The following is a 16,377-nucleotide window of genomic DNA, read 5'->3' as shown; positions in this document are numbered from 1 at the left end:
GTGGGGACATGGGTGACAAGGTTCGGAGGCCGCGTTATGCGCCGCGCGCCTCCGGGCTTCCGGGAGCTGAGGAGCCCCGGGACGACGGCGCTGAAGGAGCCCGACGATGACCGAGAACGACGGCACGCAGGGACCGCAGCGGCCGTTGCCGGAGGACGAGGGGCAGCCCAGGCCGCCGGAGGGGCAGGAGCCCCCCGCCCGGCCGCTGGGAGACCGCACCGTGGTGTTCGGGGCTCCGCAGCTGGGTGGCCAGACCGGAGCGCCGCCCGAGCGGCCCCGTGAGGAGGAGCGGCCGGCGCCGCCTCCGCCCACGATGGTCGAGCAGCCGATGCAGCAGTTCGGCGAGCAGCCTCCCGCTCCGCCCCAGCAGCCGTATGGCGGTCCGCCGGAACAGCAGCCCCAGTACGGGCAGCCGCCCGCCGGCCAGATGCCCTACGGCACGCCTCCTGGGCCGGGCGGGTTCCCGCCCCCGCAGGAGCCGCAGCAGTACGCCCCGCCGGGCGAGCAGCAGCCCTACGAGCAGCAGCCCTACGAGCAGCCGCAGTACGAGCAGCCCCAGTACGGGCAGCCGCAGTACGGCCAGCAGCCCGAGCCGCAGCAGTACGGCCAGCAGCCTCCGCAGCAGCAGAGCGGGTACCCGCAGCAGCCGGCGCACGGCGCGCCCCAGGAACCGCAGCAGTTCGGCCAGTCCCCGTACGGGGGGCCGCCCGGTGAGCAGGCGCCGCCCGGGCAGCCGCAGGAGTCCGGGACCGACCGCACGATGATCGTCCCTGGTCCCACCGCCGAGACCGAGCAGCCGCAGCGGCCCGTGGTGGACGACCAGGCGACGCTGCACTGGTCGCCCGGCACCGACATCCCGGTCGCCACCGGACCCGAGCGCAGGCAGGAGCCGCCGGCCGAGCCCTGGCAGGCGCCGACCCCGCCGTCCACGCCCGAGCCGTGGTCGCCGGAGTCGTCCCAGCCCGGCGGCGCCCAGCCCGGGCAGGGCCAGGTCGACCACGAGCGGACGATGATGGTGCCGCCGCCCGACTCGGGCTTCGGCGCCGGCTCGCAGCCGCCCGGTTCGTCGGTGGACGACCTGTACCGTCCGCCCGGCGAGAGCGGTGCCGAGGAACCCCGTCCGACCGAGGCGTTCGATCCGTCCGCCGGGTCGCAGGGCCGGCACGCCGCCGAGTCCCCGGGAATGGCCGAGCACACCCGGCTCGACATCGGCCAGCAGCAGTGGGGCCAGCAGCCGCAGCAGCAGTTCGGCCAGCAGCAGGGCTTCGGCCAGCCGGAACAGCAGCAGGGCTACGGCCAGCAGTACGGCGGCCAGCAGGGCGAGCAGCAGCAGTTCGGCGGCCAGCCGGAACAGCAGTTCGGTCAGCCCGGTGAACAGCAGCAGCAGTTCGGCCAGCAGCCGTACGGGCAGCAGCAGGACTTCGGACAGCAGGGCCAGCAGGGCCAGCCGGGCCAGCAGGGCTACGGCCAGCAGGCGCAGCAGGGCCAGCAGTTCGGTCAGCCCGGTGAGCAGCAGCAGTTCGGCCAGCAGGGCCAGCAGGGCCAGCAGGGGCAGTACGGCCAGGCGGGCCAGCCGGCGCAGTACGGCCAGCAGGGACAGTACGGTCAGCAGCCCGCCTATGGCGGAGACGAGGGCAAGGGCAACAAGAACACCCTCTGGCTCGTCATCGGTGCGGTCGCGATCGTGGTGATCCTGGTCGTCGTGGTGGTCGCGTTCGTCCTCTAGCACGCGAGGCCGCGACGCCGGTCACCGGCGTAAAAGCTGCTCCACGTCTTCCCCAACGGCGGGGATGTGGGTCACAATGCCGACGGGTGTACGGCTCGGAGCTAGTCTCCGGGCCGGGAACATCCGTCGGCATTTCGCCGTTTTTGACCTTGGGAAGTCGGCTTCCCGCCGCCCGCGGGCTTGCGCCGGAGGGGGCGCGCACGGTAGTGCGCGCGCCACTTTGCACTTTGGCCCGGCGGTCGGTAACCTCTTCACTTGTGCCCGCTGTAGGCGGGCCGCTATGCGTGCGCGTCGGCGTGGCCTGGTGGTCGGCCCCAGCGCCGCATCTACTCCCCGGCTTGATTCGGCCCTGGTATGGGCCGGGCGGTCTGTGTCGGTTTCGAGCGGTTGTATTTCCGTGAGGCGGCGACACGCCCGACCGCGGGGGTCGGAGAGGTCGGGAAACCGGCAGGTCACAGCCTCGCCTGAGGTGGTGATTGCAGCAAAAAGACTTACCGGCTCGGTACGAGGAAGACGGAGACGCGGTGCCCACGATCCAGCAGCTGGTCCGAAAGGGCCGCCAGGACAAGGTGACCAAGAACAAGACGCCCGCGCTCAAGGGCAGCCCCCAGCGCCGGGGAGTCTGCACGCGCGTCTACACGACGACGCCCAAGAAGCCGAACTCCGCGCTTCGCAAGGTCGCACGTGTCCGGCTGACCAGCGGGATCGAGGTCACTGCCTACATCCCCGGTGTCGGCCACAACCTGCAGGAGCACTCGATCGTGCTCGTGCGCGGCGGTCGTGTTAAGGACCTCCCCGGCGTTCGGTACAAGATCATTCGCGGCTCCCTCGACACCCAGGGTGTCCGGAACCGCAAGCAAGGGCGCAGCCACTACGGCGCGAAGAAGGAGAAGAGCTGATGCCGCGCAAGGGCCCCGCTGGGAAGCGCCAGCTGATCGCTGACCCGGTGTACAACTCGCCGCTGGTCACCGCGCTCATCAACAAGATTCTCCTGGACGGCAAGCGCTCGATCGCGCAGAGCATCGTGTACGACGCCCTCGAGGGCGCCCGCGACAAGACCGGCAACGACCCGGTCGTCACGCTGAAGCGCGCGCTCGACAACGTCAAGCCCACCCTGGAGGTCCGCAGCCGCCGCGTCGGTGGCGCGACCTACCAGGTCCCGGTCGAGGTGCGGCCGGCCCGCAGCACCACCCTCGCCCTGCGGTGGCTGGTGGTGTACGCCCGGCAGCGCCGCGAGAAGACCATGACCGAGCGGCTGATGAACGAGCTGCTCGACGCCAGCAACGGCCTCGGCGCGTCTGTGAAGAAGCGCGAGGACACGCACAAGATGGCCGAGTCCAACAAGGCCTTCGCCCACTACCGCTGGTAACCCCGGCGGGAACTGCAACGACGAGAGACGACGCGAGGACGACAGTGGCTACCAAAACCGGTGTAGACCTGGGCAAGGTCCGCAACATCGGGATCATGGCCCATATCGATGCGGGCAAGACCACGACGACCGAGCGGATCCTGTACTACACGGGCATCAGCTACAAGATCGGCGAGGTCCACGACGGCGCCGCCACCATGGACTGGATGGAGCAGGAGCAGGAGCGGGGGATCACCATCACCTCCGCCGCCACCACCTGCGAATGGCCCGTCGACGACGTCAAGCACACCATCAACATCATCGACACCCCGGGGCACGTCGACTTCACCATCGAGGTGGAGCGCAACCTGCGGGTGCTCGACGGTGCGGTAGCGGTGTTCGACGGTGTCGCCGGTGTGGAGCCCCAGTCCGAGACCGTGTGGCGCCAGGCCGACCGCTACGGCGTGCCCCGCATGTGCTTCGTCAACAAGCTCGACCGGGTCGGCGCGGAGTTCCACCGCTGCGTCGACATGATCGAGAACCGCCTCAACGCGACCCCTCTCGTCCTGCAGCTGCCGATCGGCGCCGAGGCCGACTTCAAGGGCGTCATCGACCTGGTGAACATGAAGGCCCTCCTCTGGAACGAGGAGGCCAAGCTCGGCGAGATGTACGACACGCTCGAGATCCCCGAGTCGCACCTGGAGACGGCGCGGGAGTGGCACGACAAGCTGGTCGAGACGCTCGCCGAGAACGATGACGAGATCATGGAGCTGTACCTGGAGGGCAACGAGCCCACCGTGGAGCAGCTGCACGACGGCATCCGGCGCGCGACGATCGCCGCGAAGCTCACCCCGGTGACGTGCGGCACGGCCTTCAAGAACAAGGGCGTGCAGCCGCTGCTGGACGCGATCGTCCGCTACCTGCCCTCGCCGCTGGACGTGGAGGCCATCGAGGGCCACGCCGTCCGCGACGAGGAGAAGGTCCTCATCCGCAAGCCGAGCGAGGACGAGCCGTTCTCCGCGCTCGCCTTCAAGATCGCCAGCGACCCGCACCTGGGCAAGCTCACCTTCGTGCGCGTCTACTCCGGCGTCCTGGAGTCCGGCGCGAACGTGATGAACTCCGTCAAGGAGCGCAAGGAGCGCATCGGCAAGATCTACCGGATGCACGCCAACAAGCGCACCGAGATCGACCGCGCGGGCGCCGGTGACATCGTCGCGGTGATGGGTCTCAAGCAGACCACCACCGGCGAGACGCTGTGCGACGACAAGAACCCGATCGTGCTGGAGTCGATGAACTTCCCGGCGCCGGTCATCCACGTCGCGATCGAGCCGAAGACGAAGGCCGACCAGCAGAAGCTGGGCACCGCGATCCAGCGGCTCGCCGAGGAGGACCCGTCCTTCCAGGTCCGCACGGACGAGGACACTGGCCAGACCGTCATCTCCGGCATGGGGGAGCTCCACCTGGAGATCCTCGTCGACCGGATGAAGCGCGAGTTCAAGGTCGACGCCAACGTCGGCAAGCCCCAGGTCGCCTACCGCGAGACGATCAGCCGCAAGGTCCAGAAGGTCGAGTACACCCACAAGAAGCAGACGGGTGGCTCCGGCCAGTTCGGCCGCGTGATCATCGACCTGGAGCCGCTCGGCGGCGGGTCCGACGGCTACGAGTTCGAGAACAAGGTCACCGGCGGCCGCATCCCGCGGGAGTACATCCCGTCGGTGGACGCGGGCTGCCAGGAGGCCGCCGAGTTCGGTGTCCTCGCCGGCTACCCGATGGTGGGCGTCAAGGTCACCCTCCAGGACGGCGCCTACCACGAGGTCGACTCCTCGGAGATGGCGTTCAAGGTCGCCGGTTCCATGGCGTTCAAGGAGGCCGCCCGCAAGGCGTCCCCCACGCTGCTGGAGCCGATGATGTCCGTCGAGGTCACCACGCCCGAGGACAACATGGGCGATGTGATCGGCGACCTCAACAGCCGCCGCGGCCAGGTCCAGTCCATGGACGAGCGGCACGGCATGCGCGTCATCAAGGCGCTCGTGCCCCTGTCCGAGATGTTCGGCTACGTGGGTGATCTGCGCAGCAAGACCCAGGGCCGGGCTGTCTTCACCATGCAGTTCGACTCCTACGCCGAGGTTCCGGGGAACGTCGCGCAGGAGATCATCGCCAAGGCGCGGGGCGAGTAAGCACCGGGCCTGCCCACAGATCACCAGGACGTACATCGAAGCGGTCGTCTAGACGGCCGAGGATCGCAACAAGGAGCAACCAGTGGCGAAGGCCAAGTTCGAGCGGACGAAGCCGCACGTGAACATCGGCACCATTGGACACATCGACCACGGTAAGACCACCCTTACCGCGGCGATCACCAAGGTGCTCCACGACAAGTACCCGGACCTCAACCCCTTCACGCCGTTCGAGGACATCGACAAGGCGCCGGAGGAGCGCGAGCGCGGCATCACCATCTCCATCGCGCACGTCGAGTACCAGACCGAGGCCCGGCACTACGCGCACGTGGACTGCCCCGGTCACGCGGACTACATCAAGAACATGATCACCGGTGCGGCGCAGATGGACGGCGCCATCCTGGTGGTCGCCGCCACCGACGGCCCGATGCCGCAGACCAAGGAGCACGTGCTCCTGGCCCGCCAGGTCGGCGTCCCCTACATCGTCGTCGCGCTGAACAAGTGCGACATGGTGGACGACGAGGAGATCCTGGAGCTCGTCGAGCTCGAGGTCCGCGAGCTGCTGTCCGAGTACGAGTTCCCGGGCGACGACGTCCCGGTCGTGCGCGTGTCCGCGTTCCAGGCCCTGCAGGGCGACGAGAAGTGGTCCGAGTCGATCGTCGAGCTCATGGCCGCCGTCGACGAGAACGTGCCGGAGCCGGTGCGCGACACCGAGAAGCCGTTCCTGATGCCGATCGAGGACGTCTTCTCGATCACCGGCCGCGGCACCGTCGTGACCGGCCGCATCGAGCGCGGTGTCGTGAACGTCAACGAGACCGTCGACATCATCGGCATCAAGCCGGAGTCCACCTCGACCACCGTCACCGGTGTCGAGATGTTCCGCAAGCTCCTCGACCAGGGCCAGGCGGGCGACAACGTCGGCCTGCTCCTGCGCGGCATCAAGCGCGAGGAGGTCGAGCGCGGCCAGTGTGTCATCAAGCCGGGCACGAACACCCCGCACACCGAGTTCGAGGCGCAGGTCTACATCCTGTCCAAGGACGAGGGCGGCCGGCACACGCCGTTCTTCAACAACTACCGTCCGCAGTTCTACTTCCGGACCACGGACGTCACCGGCGTGGTGAACCTCCCCGAGGGCACCGAGATGGTCATGCCGGGCGACAACACCGAGATGCGCGTCGATCTGATCCAGCCCGTCGCCATGGAGGAAGGCCTCAAGTTCGCCATCCGTGAGGGTGGCCGGACGGTCGGCGCCGGTCGCGTCACCAAGGTCATCAAGTAACACCTCTCGTAGCGCGGCGGCCCAGCCGCCCAAGGGCACCTGGGCCGCCGCGTCACGACCCACTGAAGTAAACAGCGGCACTACAGCAAAGGACACCGAGGCCACCATGGCGGGACAGAAGATCCGCATCCGGCTCAAGGCCTACGACCACGAGGTCATCGACACCTCAGCGAAGAAGATCGTTGAGACGGTGACGCGGACGGGCGCCAAGGTCGCGGGCCCGGTGCCGCTGCCGACCGAGAAGAACGTGTACTGCGTCATCCGCTCGCCGCACAAGTACAAGGACAGCCGCGAGCACTTCGAGATGCGCACGCACAAGCGGTTGATCGACATCATCGACCCGACGCCCAAGACGGTCGACTCGCTGATGCGGCTCGACCTTCCGGCCGGCGTTGACATCGAGATCAAGCTCTAAGGGACGCACCGAGAGATGAGTACGCAGAGGAAGGGCGTCCTGGGCGAGAAGCTCGGCATGACCCAGGTCTTCGACGATGAGGGCCGGATCGTTCCGGTGACCGTCGTCCAGGCCGGGCCGTGTGTCGTGACCCAGCTCCGCACCCAGGAGACGGACGGCTACACCGCAGTCCAGATCGGGTACGGGCAGATCGACCCGCGCAAGGTGAACAAGCCGCGCACGGGTCACTTCGAGAAGGCCGGCGTGACGCCGCGCCGCTACCTCGTCGAACTGCGGGCCGACGACACCACCGAGTTCGAACTCGGCCAGGAGATCACCGCCAGCGTCTTCGAGGCCGGCCAGAAGATCGACGTGACCGGCACAAGTAAGGGCAAGGGCACCGCCGGTGTCATGAAGCGCCACGGGTTCAAGGGCCTCGGCGCCTCGCACGGCACCCAGCGCAAGCACCGCTCGCCGGGTTCGATCGGCGGCTGCGCGACCCCCGGTCGCGTCTTCAAGGGCCTCCGCATGGCGGGACGGCACGGCAACGCCCGGACCACCGTGCAGAACCTGACCGTCCACGCCATCGACGCGGAGAAGAACCTGCTGCTCATCAAGGGCGCGGTTCCCGGTCCCAACGGCGGCGTGGTGCTGGTCCGCGACGCAGTGAAGGGGACGGGCAAGTGACTGCCAAGCTCGACATCGACCTGCCCGCCGAGGTCTTCGACGCGAAGACCAGCGTGCCGCTGATCCACCAGGTCGTGGTGGCGCAGCTGGCCGCGGCGCGCCAGGGCACGCACGCCACCAAGACCCGGGGCGACGTCTCCGGCGGCGGCAAGAAGCCGTACCGGCAGAAGGGCACCGGCCGCGCCCGCCAGGGCTCGACCCGCGCGCCCCAGTTCGCCGGCGGTGGCACCGTGCACGGCCCGCAGCCGCGGGACTACTCGCAGAAGACGCCTAAGAAGATGAAGGCCGCCGCGCTGCGCGGCGCCCTGTCCGACCGGGCCCGGTTCGGCCGGGTGCACGTGGTCGACGGACTCATCGAGGGCGACACCCCGAAGACGAAGACGGCGCTCAAGGCGCTGCGCGAGGTCACCGAGGCCAAGCGCGTCCTGCTGGTCCTGGACCGCGAGGACGAGCTGACCTGGAAGAGCCTGCGCAACGAGCCGAGCGTGCACGTTCTCGTCTCTGACCAGCTCAACACCTACGACGTGCTGGTGAACGACGACGTCGTCTTCACGAAGACGGCGTACGACGAGTTCATCTCGCGCGCGGCGAAGAAGTAAGGAGGGTCGCACATGAACAAGATCGCCGACCCCCGCGACATCATCATCGCGCCGGTCGTCTCGGAGAAGAGCTACGGGCTGCTGGACGAGAACAAGTACACCTTCGTCGTCCGCCCGGACGCCAACAAGACGCAGATCAAGCAGGCCGTCGAGTCGGTGTTCGGCGTCAAGGTGACGAACGTGAACACGCTCAACCGGCAGGGCAAGCGCAAGCGCACCCGGTTCGGCTACGGCAAGCGCAAGGACACCAAGCGCGCCATCGTCAGCCTGGCCGAGGGCGAGCGGATCGACATCTTCGGCGGCCCGGCCTAGGCCGGCGCCGGAGCAGATTAAGGGATGAACGAAAAAGATGGGCATCCGTAACTACAAGCCGACGACTCCGGGTCGTCGCGGCTCCAGCGTGGCCGACTTCGTCGAGGTCACCCGCCGCGAGCCGGAGAAGTCGCTGCTGCGTCCGCTCCCCAAGAAGGGCGGCCGCAACAACCACGGCCGCATCACGACCCGGCACCAGGGCGGCGGGCACAAGCGCGCCTACCGCGTGATCGACTTCCGCCGGCACGACAAGGACGGCGTGCCGGCCAAGGTCGCGCACATCGAGTACGACCCGAACCGCACCGCGCGGATCGCGCTGCTGCACTACGTGGACGGCGAGAAGCGCTACATCCTCGCCCCGCGCGGCCTCAAGCAGGGCGACCGGGTGGAGAACGGCGCGGGCGCGGACATCAAGCCGGGCAACTGCCTGCCGCTGCGCAACATCCCGACCGGTACGGTCATCCACGCCATCGAGCTCCGCCCCGGCGGCGGCGCCAAGATCGCCCGCAGCGCGGGCGCGGGCGTCCAGCTGCTGGCCAAGGAGGGCAAGTACGCCACGCTGCGCATGCCTTCCGGCGAGATGCGGATGGTGGACGTGCGGTGCCGCGCGACGGTCGGCGAGGTCGGCAACGCCGAGCAGTCGAACATCAACTGGGGCAAGGCCGGCCGGATGCGGTGGAAGGGCAAGCGCCCGACCGTCCGCGGTGTGGCCATGAACCCGATCGACCACCCGCACGGTGGTGGTGAGGGCAAGACCTCCGGTGGCCGGCACCCGGTGAACCCGGCCGGCAAGAAGGAAGGCCGCACTCGCCAGGCGAACAAGTCGAGCGACCGGCTGATCGTCCGTCGTCGCAGCAAGAAGAAGCGGTAGGAGTCGCTCGTCATGCCACGTAGCCTTAAGAAGGGCCCGTTCGTGGACGACCACCTGATGAAGAAGGTGGACGTGCAGAACGAGAAGGGCACCAAGAACGTCATCAAGACGTGGTCGCGGCGCTCCATGATCGTGCCGGACATGATCGGTCACACGATCGCCGTGCACGACGGCCGCAAGCACGTCCCGGTGTTCATCACCGACGCCATGGTGGGGCACAAGCTCGGCGAGTTCGCGCCGACGCGCACGTTCCGCAGCCACGTCAAGGAAGACCGCCGCAGCCGTCGCGGCTAGCAGGCAGAGCAGTACGCACGTAGGAGAGAGGGAACAGCGATGGAAGCCAGGGCCCAGGCGCGGTTCATCCGCGTCACGCCCAGGAAGGCCCGCCGCGTGGTGGACCTCATCCGCGGCCTGCCTGCCGCGGAGGCTCAGGCGGTGCTGCGGTTCGCCCCCCAGGCTGCGAGTGAGCCGGTGGGCAAGGTGCTGGCGAGTGCCATCGCCAACGCCGAGCACAACTTCAAGCTCGACTCGGACACGCTCGTCGTGAGCCGTGCGTGGGTGGACGAGGGGCCGACGCTGAAGCGTTTCCGCCCCCGCGCCCAGGGCCGGGCCTACCGCATCAACAAGCGCACGAGCCACATCACGGTGGTCGTGGAGTCGCGGGACGAGGCGTCCAGCGGGGCGTCCGGCGGCGGTAAGAAGACGAGGAGGGCCCGGTAGTGGGTCAGAAGATCAACCCGCACGGGTTCCGGCTCGGCATCACCACCGACCACAAGTCCGTGTGGTTCGCCGACAAGCTCTACAAGGACTACGTCAAGGAAGACGTCCAGATCCGGCGCATGCTGCAGAAGGGCATGGACCGGGCGGGCATCTCCAAGGTGGAGATCGAGCGGACCCGTGACCGTGTCGAGGTCAACATCCACACGGCCCGGCCGGGCATCGTCATCGGCCGCCGCGGCGCGGAGGCCGAGCGCCTCCGCGGCGACCTGGAGAAGCTGACCGGCAAGCAGGTCCGGCTGAACATCCTCGAGGTGAAGAACCCCGAGATCGACGCGCAGCTCGTCGCGCAGGGCGTGGCCGAGCAGCTGTCCAGCCGGGTCGCGTTCCGCCGCGCCATGCGCAAGGCGATCCAGTCGGCGATGAAGTCGGGCGCCAAGGGCATCAAGGTGCAGTGCGGCGGCCGCCTCGGCGGCGCCGAGATGTCGCGGTCGGAGTTCTACCGCGAGGGCCAGGTCCCGCTGCACACGCTGCGCGCCGACATCGACTACGGGTTCTACGAGGCCCGGACGACGTTCGGCCGCATCGGCGTCAAGGTGTGGATCTACAAGGGCGAGGCCGCGGCGACGCGCGCCGAGCGCGAGCAGAAGGCCGCGCAGCAGCGCGCCACCGGTGGCGGCGGCGGTGGCCGTGAGCGCCGCGGTGGCGACCGCCGTGGCGGCGGCCGTGGCGGCCGCGGCGGACGTGGCGGCGCCGGTGGCGGCGAGCGCGGCGGACGCGGCGGCGAGCAGAAGCAGCAGCAGGGTTCCGAGCAGCCGGCGCAGGCCGCCGAGTCTGCTCCGCAGGGTGAGGGGAGCTGAGTAACCGATGCTGATCCCTCGCAAGGTCAAGCACCGCAAGCAGCACCACCCGAAGCGCCGCGGCATGGCCAAGGGCGGCACGAGGGTGACGTTCGGCGAGTACGGCATCCAGGCCGTCGAGGCCGCGTACGTGACGAACCGGCAGATCGAGGCCGCGCGTATCGCGATGACCCGCCACATCAAGCGTGGCGGCAAGGTCTGGATCAACATCTTCCCGGACCGTCCGCTGACCAAGAAGCCCGCCGAGACCCGCATGGGTTCCGGTAAGGGTTCGGTCGAGTGGTGGGTGGCCAACGTCAAGCCGGGCCGCGTGCTGTTCGAGATCTCCTACCCGAACGAGCAGATCGCTCGGGAGGCGCTCACCCGCGCGATCCACAAGCTGCCAATGAAGTGCAAGATCGTCAAGCGAGAGGTGGGTGAGTCCTGATGGCCAAGGGTCTTACCGCCGACGACCTGCGGACCGAGCCCGAGGACGTCCTGGTCACCAAGCTCAAGGAGGCCAAGGAGGAGCTGTTCAACCTCCGCTTCCAGGCCGCGACCGGCCAGCTTGAGAGCCACGGGCGGCTGCGCACCGTGAAGCGCGAGATCGCCCGCATCTACACCGTGATGCGGGAGCGCGAGCTCGGCATCGTCACGGTCGAGGACGCCGCGGAGGGCAACGAATGACCGAGCAGCAGACCGAGCAGCGGAGCAGCCGCAAGATCCTTGAGGGTCTCGTGGTCAGCGACAAGATGGACAAGACCGTGGTCGTGTCCGTCGAGGACCGCGTCAAGCACCCGAAGTACCACAAGGTGATCCGCCGCACGAAGAACTACAAGGCGCACGACGAGGCCAACGAGTGTGGCGTCGGCGACCGCGTCCGTCTCATGGAGACCCGCCCGCTGTCGGCCACCAAGCGGTGGCGCGTGGTGGAGATCCTCGAGAAGGCCAAGTAGGGCCGCAGGTCCGCGGGACGGAGTCCCGCAAATGTAAACAGTCTGGTTCCACCAGGCTCGGCGCCGACGAAGGAGGCGTCGAGAACCGGTGTGACGAACAGGAGTTGACGTGATCCAGCAGGAGTCGCGACTCAAGGTCGCCGACAACACGGGTGCGAAGGAGATCCTTTGCATCCGGGTTCTCGGCGGCTCGGGTCGGCGCTACGCGGGAGTCGGCGACATCATCGTCGCGACGGTGAAGGACGCCCTTCCCGGCGCGGGCGTGAAGAAGGGTGACGTCGTCAAGGCGGTCGTCGTGCGCACCCGCAAGGAGCGCCGGCGCCCGGACGGCTCCTACATCCGCTTCGACGAGAACGCCGCCGTCCTGATCCGGGACGGCGGCGACCCCCGCGGCACCCGTATCTTCGGCCCCGTGGGCCGTGAACTGCGCGAGAAGAAGTTCATGCGCATCATCTCGCTCGCGCCGGAGGTGCTCTGATGAAGATCCGCAAGGGCGACGAGGTCGTCGTCATCGCCGGCAAGGACAAGGGCGCGACGGGCAAGGTCCTGCGCGCCGACCCGCGCGCCGAGCGCGTCGTCGTCGAGGGCGTCAACCTCATCACCAAGAACATCAAGGCCGACCAGCAGCGTGCCGGCAAGGAGAGCGGTCGCGTCACGGTCGAGGCGCCGCTGCACGTCAGCAACGTCGCGATCGTCGAGGACGGCAAGCCGGTACGGGTCGGTTACCGCATCAACGAGGACGGCACGAAGGTTCGGATCTCGCGCCGTAGCGGTAAGGAGATCTGAGACCGATGACCGAGACCGCCACCGAGCGTCCCGTGCCGCAGCCGCGGCTCAAGCTGCGCTACCGCGAGGAGATCGCGGGGCAGATGCGCGAGCAGTTCGGCTACGCCAACGTCATGCAGATCCCCACGCTGACCAAGATCGTGGTCAACATGGGAGTCGGCGACGCGGCCAAGGACGCCAAGCTGATCGAGGGCGCGATCCGCGACCTGTCGGTCATCACCGGCCAGAAGCCGGCGGTGAACCGGGCCCGCAAGTCCATCGCGCAGTTCAAGTTGCGCGAGGGCATGCCGATCGGCGCGCACGCCACGCTGCGCGGCGACCGCATGTGGGAGTTCCTGGACCGGCTGCTGTCGACGGCGCTGCCCCGTATCCGCGACTTCCGCGGCCTGTCGCCGAAGCAGTTCGACGGCAACGGCAACTACACCTTCGGGCTGACCGAGCAGGTCATGTTCCACGAGGTCGACCCGGACAAGATCGACCGGACCCGTGGCATGGACATCACGGTCGTGACGACCGCGAAGACCGACGACGAGGGCCGGGCGCTGCTCAAGCTCCTGGGCTTCCCCTTCAAGGAGAACTGAGCATGGCGAAGAAGTCGCTGATCGCCAAGGCCGGGCGGAAGCCCAAGTTCGGCGTGCGCGCGTACACTCGGTGCTCGCGCTGCGGCCGTCCGCGCTCCGTCTACCGGAAGTTCGGCCTGTGCCGCGTGTGCTTCCGGGAGATGGCCCACCGCGGCGAACTGCCCGGCATCACGAAGTCCAGCTGGTGACCGCCTCCCCGGAGTTCGCTCTGGGGAGCGGGGCACCCGCCTGTAATGACCAACCGGGCGCCTGAGAGGGCGTCCACGACCGCGCCAAAGGTCCACGGGCCGCATCAACCCGAGGAAACCGTGGCGAGGGAGGGCCAGTAGGCCATGACGATGACCGACCCGATCGCAGACATGCTGACGCGTCTGCGTAACGCGAATTCGGCGTACCACGACCAGGTGGCGATGCCGTACTCGAAGATCAAGGCGCACATCGCCGAGATCCTCCAGCAGGAGGGCTACATCTCGGGTTGGAGTGTGGAGGACGCCGAGGTCGGCAAGAAGCTCAACATCGAGCTGAAGTTCGGCCCGACCCGCGAGCGTTCGATCGCCGGCATCAAGCGCGTCTCGAAGCCGGGTCTGCGTGTGTACGCGAAGAAGGACAACCTGCCGAAGGTCCTGGGCGGGCTGGGCGTCGCGATCATCTCGACGTCCTCCGGCCTGATGACGGACCGCCAGGCGGGCAAGCGCGGAGTGGGCGGGGAAGTCCTCGCCTACGTCTGGTGAGGGGAGGGCACTAACAATGTCTCGTATCGGACGTCTCCCCATCACCGTGCCCAGCGGTGTCGAGGTGAGGCTCGACGGCCGCGAGGTCACCGTCAAGGGGCCGAAGGGCACGCTGTCGCACACCGTCGTCGAGCCCATCGAGGTCAGCCAGGAGGACGGCAGGCTCGTCGTCACCCGGCCGAACGACATCAACAAGGTGCGCGGGCTGCACGGGCTCACCCGGACGCTGATCAACAACATGGTCGTCGGTGTCACCGACGGCTACAAGAAGACCCTGGTCATCCAGGGCGTCGGCTACCGTGTGGTGGCGAAGGGCAAGAACGTGGAGTTCTCGCTCGGCTACAGCCACCCGATCCCGTTCGAAGCCCCGGAGGGCATCACCTTCACGGTGGAGAGGCCGACGCAGCTCACCGTCGAGGGCATCGACAAGCAGCTCGTCGGTGAGATCGCCGCCCGCATTCGCAAGCTGCGCAAGCCCGACCCGTACAAGGGCAAGGGCGTGCGCTACGAGGGCGAGCAGATCCGCCGCAAGGTCGGAAAGGCTGGTAAGTAGTCATGGCAGGCACCAAGACCCTGGCCGGCAAGGCCACGTCGGCGCGGGCCAAGTCCCGCAAGCGCCGGCACCTGCGGGTCCGGAAGAAGGTCGTGGGCAGCGCCGCGCGGCCTCGCCTGGTCGTGACCCGCTCCACCCGGCACGTGTTCGTCCAGGTCATCGACGACGACAAGGGCCACACGGTGGCCAGCGCGTCGACGATGGAGGCGGACCTGCGCGCCGACTCCGGCGACAAGACGGCCAAGTCCCGCAAGGTCGGCGAGCTCGTCGCCGAGCGGGCCAAGCAGGCCGGTGTCCACGCGGTCGTGTTCGACCGCGGCGGCAACAAGTACCACGGCCGCATCGCCGCTGTAGCGGACGGTGCGCGCGAGGGGGGCCTGGAGCTGTGATGGCCCTTTACAAGGTGAACGAGAGGAACCACTGATGGCAGCGCAGAGGCGTGGTGGCGGTCAGGGTGGCGACCGTCGCGATCGCCGTGACGACCGCCGCGGTGGCGCCGACAAGGGCCAGTCGTACATCGAGAAGGTCGTGGCGATCAACCGTGTCGCCAAGGTCGTCAAGGGCGGGCGTCGCTTCAGCTTCACCGCCCTGGTGATCGTCGGTGACGGCAACGGGACGGTCGGCGTCGGCTACGGCAAGGCCAAGGAGGTGCCCGCGGCGATCGCCAAGGGCGTCGAGGAGGCCAAGAAGCACTTCTTCAAGGTGCCGCGGATCCAGGGCACCATCCCGCACCTCGTGCAGGCGCGGGACGCGGCGGGCGAGGTCCTGCTGCGTCCGGCCAGCCCCGGTACCGGCGTGATCGCCGGCGGCCCGGTGCGCGCGGTGCTGGAGTGCGCCGGCATCCACGACGTGCTGAGCAAGTCGCTCGGCAGCGACAACGCGATCAACATCGTGCACGCGACGATCGCGGGCCTGAAGGCGCTGAAGCGTCCCGAGGAGATCGCGGCCAAGCGCGGCCTGCCGATCGAGGACGTCGCGCCGGCGGCCATGCTGCGGGCCCGTGCCGCGGGCAGCGAGCCCAGGGCGGAGGCTCAGGCGTCATGACCAACCTGAAGATCACGCAGACCAAGAGCGTGATCAGTGAGAAGCAGAACCAGCGTGACACGCTGCGCACCCTCGGCCTGAAGAAGATCGGGCAGAGCGTGGTCCGCGAGGACCGCCCCGAGGTGCTCGGCATGATCCGGACGGTGGCGCACCTGGTCGCCGTCGAGGAGGTCGACTGACATGGCGGCTGATCTCGGTAAGGACACCGAGGGCACCCCGCTGAAGGTGCACGACCTGCGTCCGGCCCCCGGCGCCAACAAGGCCAAGACCCGCAAGGGCCGTGGCGAGGCGTCCAAGGGCAAGACCGCGGGCCGCGGCACCAAGGGCACCAAGGCCCGCAGCACCGTGCCCGTCGGTTTCGAGGGCGGCCAGATGCCGCTGATCCGCCGGGTGCCGAAGCTCAAGGGCTTCAAGAACCCGAACCGGGTCGAGTTCCAGGTCGTGAACCTGGACAAGCTCGCCGCGCTCTACCCCGAGGGCGGCGAGGTCACGGCGGAGGACCTGGCGGCCAAGGGCGCGGTGCGCCGCGGCCGTCCGGTCAAGGTTCTCGGCACCGGCGACATCTCCGTCGCGGTTCAGGTGAAGGTGCACGCCTTCTCCGGTGCCGCGAAGGAGAAGATCGCCGCCGCCGGCGGAACCACCGACGAGCTGTAAGAAGGAACTCTTCCGATGCCGGGGCCGTTCTCGCCTAGTGCCCGGGGCCGCGAGGCCGCCGGGGCGGGCGGGACGGCCCCGACGTCGTCTGCTGTTAGAGTCACACGGGCGAAGGTGAACGCGTGA

The 16,377-nt window shown here is 68.5% G+C and carries 26 protein-coding genes; all 26 read left to right on the top strand.

Annotated features, from left to right (window positions below):
- Positions 1-106 precede the first annotated feature (106 nt).
- The 26 genes from ACQPXG_RS42020 to rplO all read left to right on the top strand — a co-directional run bounded on the left by ACQPXG_RS42020 (position 107) and on the right by rplO (position 16,251).
- Entirely contained in the window at positions 107-1,726 is a 1,620-nt protein-coding gene (locus ACQPXG_RS42020; RefSeq protein ID WP_433464711.1) for a hypothetical protein, read from the top strand.
- Between the two features lie 524 nt (positions 1,727-2,250).
- A complete protein-coding gene (gene rpsL / locus ACQPXG_RS42015; protein ID WP_021597495.1) occupies positions 2,251-2,625 on the top strand; it encodes a 30S ribosomal protein S12 in 375 nt (124 codons plus the stop codon).
- Positions 2,625-3,095: a 30S ribosomal protein S7 gene (gene rpsG / locus ACQPXG_RS42010; RefSeq protein ID WP_433464710.1), complete on the top strand. Its 471-nt coding sequence runs from the start codon at positions 2,625-2,627 to the stop codon at positions 3,093-3,095. Before rpsL ends, rpsG begins: the two co-directional genes overlap by 1 nt.
- A 44-nt stretch (positions 3,096-3,139) precedes the next feature.
- Entirely contained in the window at positions 3,140-5,251 is a 2,112-nt protein-coding gene (gene fusA / locus ACQPXG_RS42005; RefSeq protein WP_433464709.1) for an elongation factor G, read from the top strand.
- Between the two features lie 82 nt (positions 5,252-5,333).
- Positions 5,334-6,527, top strand: coding sequence for an elongation factor Tu (gene tuf, locus ACQPXG_RS42000; protein ID WP_433464708.1), 1,194 nt, complete (start codon positions 5,334-5,336; stop codon positions 6,525-6,527).
- Between the two features lie 106 nt (positions 6,528-6,633).
- Positions 6,634-6,942, top strand: a complete 309-nt coding sequence (rpsJ, locus tag ACQPXG_RS41995) for a 30S ribosomal protein S10 (RefSeq protein ID WP_018657599.1) — start codon at positions 6,634-6,636, stop codon at positions 6,940-6,942.
- A gap of 15 nt (positions 6,943-6,957) precedes the next feature.
- On the top strand, positions 6,958-7,608 hold the full coding sequence (gene rplC, locus ACQPXG_RS41990; RefSeq protein WP_433464707.1) for a 50S ribosomal protein L3: 651 nt from the start codon (positions 6,958-6,960) through the stop codon (positions 7,606-7,608).
- A complete protein-coding gene (rplD, locus tag ACQPXG_RS41985; protein ID WP_433464706.1) occupies positions 7,605-8,207 on the top strand; it encodes a 50S ribosomal protein L4 in 603 nt (200 codons plus the stop codon). Before rplC ends, rplD begins: the two co-directional genes overlap by 4 nt.
- Positions 8,208-8,219: 12 nt before the next feature.
- Positions 8,220-8,519 (top strand): 50S ribosomal protein L23, encoded by a 300-nt coding sequence (gene rplW, locus ACQPXG_RS41980; protein ID WP_358448890.1) that lies wholly within the window; start codon positions 8,220-8,222, stop codon positions 8,517-8,519.
- Between the two features lie 37 nt (positions 8,520-8,556).
- Positions 8,557-9,390: a 50S ribosomal protein L2 gene (gene rplB / locus ACQPXG_RS41975; RefSeq protein ID WP_433464705.1), complete on the top strand. Its 834-nt coding sequence runs from the start codon at positions 8,557-8,559 to the stop codon at positions 9,388-9,390.
- Between the two features lie 12 nt (positions 9,391-9,402).
- Positions 9,403-9,684, top strand: a complete 282-nt coding sequence (gene rpsS, locus ACQPXG_RS41970; RefSeq protein WP_067807019.1) for a 30S ribosomal protein S19 — start codon at positions 9,403-9,405, stop codon at positions 9,682-9,684.
- Between the two features lie 39 nt (positions 9,685-9,723).
- Positions 9,724-10,110 carry a 50S ribosomal protein L22 gene (rplV, locus tag ACQPXG_RS41965; protein ID WP_433464704.1) on the top strand — a complete coding sequence of 129 codons (387 nt, stop codon included), beginning with the start codon at positions 9,724-9,726 and terminating at the stop codon, positions 10,108-10,110.
- Positions 10,110-10,967 carry a 30S ribosomal protein S3 gene (gene rpsC, locus ACQPXG_RS41960; protein ID WP_433464703.1) on the top strand — a complete coding sequence of 286 codons (858 nt, stop codon included), beginning with the start codon at positions 10,110-10,112 and terminating at the stop codon, positions 10,965-10,967. Before rplV ends, rpsC begins: the two co-directional genes overlap by 1 nt.
- Positions 10,968-10,974: 7 nt before the next feature.
- Entirely contained in the window at positions 10,975-11,394 is a 420-nt protein-coding gene (gene rplP, locus ACQPXG_RS41955) for a 50S ribosomal protein L16 (protein ID WP_021596731.1), read from the top strand.
- Positions 11,394-11,633: a 50S ribosomal protein L29 gene (gene rpmC, locus ACQPXG_RS41950; RefSeq protein WP_089314942.1), complete on the top strand. Its 240-nt coding sequence runs from the start codon at positions 11,394-11,396 to the stop codon at positions 11,631-11,633. Before rplP ends, rpmC begins: the two co-directional genes overlap by 1 nt.
- Entirely contained in the window at positions 11,630-11,902 is a 273-nt protein-coding gene (rpsQ, locus tag ACQPXG_RS41945; RefSeq protein ID WP_089314941.1) for a 30S ribosomal protein S17, read from the top strand. Before rpmC ends, rpsQ begins: the two co-directional genes overlap by 4 nt.
- Before the next feature lie 109 nt (positions 11,903-12,011).
- Complete coding sequence (gene rplN, locus ACQPXG_RS41940; RefSeq protein ID WP_067629407.1) at positions 12,012-12,380, top strand: 50S ribosomal protein L14; 369 nt, start codon at positions 12,012-12,014, stop codon at positions 12,378-12,380.
- Entirely contained in the window at positions 12,380-12,688 is a 309-nt protein-coding gene (gene rplX / locus ACQPXG_RS41935; protein WP_433464702.1) for a 50S ribosomal protein L24, read from the top strand. Before rplN ends, rplX begins: the two co-directional genes overlap by 1 nt.
- Before the next feature lie 5 nt (positions 12,689-12,693).
- Complete coding sequence (gene rplE / locus ACQPXG_RS41930; RefSeq protein WP_433464701.1) at positions 12,694-13,269, top strand: 50S ribosomal protein L5; 576 nt, start codon at positions 12,694-12,696, stop codon at positions 13,267-13,269.
- 2 nt (positions 13,270-13,271) lie between these two features.
- A complete protein-coding gene (locus ACQPXG_RS41925) occupies positions 13,272-13,457 on the top strand; it encodes a type Z 30S ribosomal protein S14 (protein WP_067454638.1) in 186 nt (61 codons plus the stop codon).
- 144 nt (positions 13,458-13,601) lie between these two features.
- A complete protein-coding gene (rpsH, locus tag ACQPXG_RS41920) occupies positions 13,602-14,000 on the top strand; it encodes a 30S ribosomal protein S8 (RefSeq protein WP_067454634.1) in 399 nt (132 codons plus the stop codon).
- Positions 14,001-14,016: 16 nt separating this feature from the next.
- Entirely contained in the window at positions 14,017-14,553 is a 537-nt protein-coding gene (rplF, locus tag ACQPXG_RS41915; protein ID WP_433464700.1) for a 50S ribosomal protein L6, read from the top strand.
- 2 nt (positions 14,554-14,555) lie between these two features.
- Entirely contained in the window at positions 14,556-14,942 is a 387-nt protein-coding gene (gene rplR / locus ACQPXG_RS41910) for a 50S ribosomal protein L18 (protein ID WP_433464699.1), read from the top strand.
- A 34-nt stretch (positions 14,943-14,976) separates the two neighbouring features.
- Positions 14,977-15,597 carry a 30S ribosomal protein S5 gene (gene rpsE, locus ACQPXG_RS41905; RefSeq protein WP_424923683.1) on the top strand — a complete coding sequence of 207 codons (621 nt, stop codon included), beginning with the start codon at positions 14,977-14,979 and terminating at the stop codon, positions 15,595-15,597.
- Positions 15,594-15,776 carry a 50S ribosomal protein L30 gene (gene rpmD, locus ACQPXG_RS41900; protein WP_176200290.1) on the top strand — a complete coding sequence of 61 codons (183 nt, stop codon included), beginning with the start codon at positions 15,594-15,596 and terminating at the stop codon, positions 15,774-15,776. The genes rpsE and rpmD overlap by 4 nt, the downstream gene beginning before the upstream one ends.
- A gap of 1 nt (position 15,777) precedes the next feature.
- Positions 15,778-16,251, top strand: a complete 474-nt coding sequence (rplO, locus tag ACQPXG_RS41895) for a 50S ribosomal protein L15 (RefSeq protein ID WP_433464698.1) — start codon at positions 15,778-15,780, stop codon at positions 16,249-16,251.
- Positions 16,252-16,377: the final 126 nt, after the last annotated feature.

The organism is Spirillospora sp. CA-128828, assembly GCF_050945415.1.
Classification (GTDB): domain Bacteria; phylum Actinomycetota; class Actinomycetes; order Streptosporangiales; family Streptosporangiaceae; genus Spirillospora.
This window is presented reverse-complemented; position numbering and strand designations above follow the sequence as displayed.

What these genes read in the sequence shown, in the direction of transcription:
- ACQPXG_RS42020 (WP_433464711.1), top strand. Translation starts at nt 107, where the DNA reads ATGACCGAGAACGACGGCACGCAGGGACCGCAGCGGCCGTTGCCGGAG.
- rpsG (WP_433464710.1), top strand. Translation starts at nt 2,625, where the DNA reads ATGCCGCGCAAGGGCCCCGCTGGGAAGCGCCAGCTGATCGCTGACCCG.
- rpsJ (WP_018657599.1), top strand. Translation starts at nt 6,634, where the DNA reads ATGGCGGGACAGAAGATCCGCATCCGGCTCAAGGCCTACGACCACGAG.
- rplC (WP_433464707.1), top strand. Translation starts at nt 6,958, where the DNA reads ATGAGTACGCAGAGGAAGGGCGTCCTGGGCGAGAAGCTCGGCATGACC.
- rplW (WP_358448890.1), top strand. Translation starts at nt 8,220, where the DNA reads ATGAACAAGATCGCCGACCCCCGCGACATCATCATCGCGCCGGTCGTC.
- rplB (WP_433464705.1), top strand. Translation starts at nt 8,557, where the DNA reads ATGGGCATCCGTAACTACAAGCCGACGACTCCGGGTCGTCGCGGCTCC.
- rpsS (WP_067807019.1), top strand. Translation starts at nt 9,403, where the DNA reads ATGCCACGTAGCCTTAAGAAGGGCCCGTTCGTGGACGACCACCTGATG.
- rplV (WP_433464704.1), top strand. Translation starts at nt 9,724, where the DNA reads ATGGAAGCCAGGGCCCAGGCGCGGTTCATCCGCGTCACGCCCAGGAAG.
- rplP (WP_021596731.1), top strand. Translation starts at nt 10,975, where the DNA reads ATGCTGATCCCTCGCAAGGTCAAGCACCGCAAGCAGCACCACCCGAAG.
- rpmC (WP_089314942.1), top strand. Translation starts at nt 11,394, where the DNA reads ATGGCCAAGGGTCTTACCGCCGACGACCTGCGGACCGAGCCCGAGGAC.
- rpsQ (WP_089314941.1), top strand. Translation starts at nt 11,630, where the DNA reads ATGACCGAGCAGCAGACCGAGCAGCGGAGCAGCCGCAAGATCCTTGAG.
- rplX (WP_433464702.1), top strand. Translation starts at nt 12,380, where the DNA reads ATGAAGATCCGCAAGGGCGACGAGGTCGTCGTCATCGCCGGCAAGGAC.
- rplE (WP_433464701.1), top strand. Translation starts at nt 12,694, where the DNA reads ATGACCGAGACCGCCACCGAGCGTCCCGTGCCGCAGCCGCGGCTCAAG.
- ACQPXG_RS41925 (WP_067454638.1), top strand. Translation starts at nt 13,272, where the DNA reads ATGGCGAAGAAGTCGCTGATCGCCAAGGCCGGGCGGAAGCCCAAGTTC.
- rpsH (WP_067454634.1), top strand. Translation starts at nt 13,602, where the DNA reads ATGACGATGACCGACCCGATCGCAGACATGCTGACGCGTCTGCGTAAC.
- rplF (WP_433464700.1), top strand. Translation starts at nt 14,017, where the DNA reads ATGTCTCGTATCGGACGTCTCCCCATCACCGTGCCCAGCGGTGTCGAG.
- rplR (WP_433464699.1), top strand. Translation starts at nt 14,556, where the DNA reads ATGGCAGGCACCAAGACCCTGGCCGGCAAGGCCACGTCGGCGCGGGCC.
- rpsE (WP_424923683.1), top strand. Translation starts at nt 14,977, where the DNA reads ATGGCAGCGCAGAGGCGTGGTGGCGGTCAGGGTGGCGACCGTCGCGAT.
- rpmD (WP_176200290.1), top strand. Translation starts at nt 15,594, where the DNA reads ATGACCAACCTGAAGATCACGCAGACCAAGAGCGTGATCAGTGAGAAG.
- rplO (WP_433464698.1), top strand. Translation starts at nt 15,778, where the DNA reads ATGGCGGCTGATCTCGGTAAGGACACCGAGGGCACCCCGCTGAAGGTG.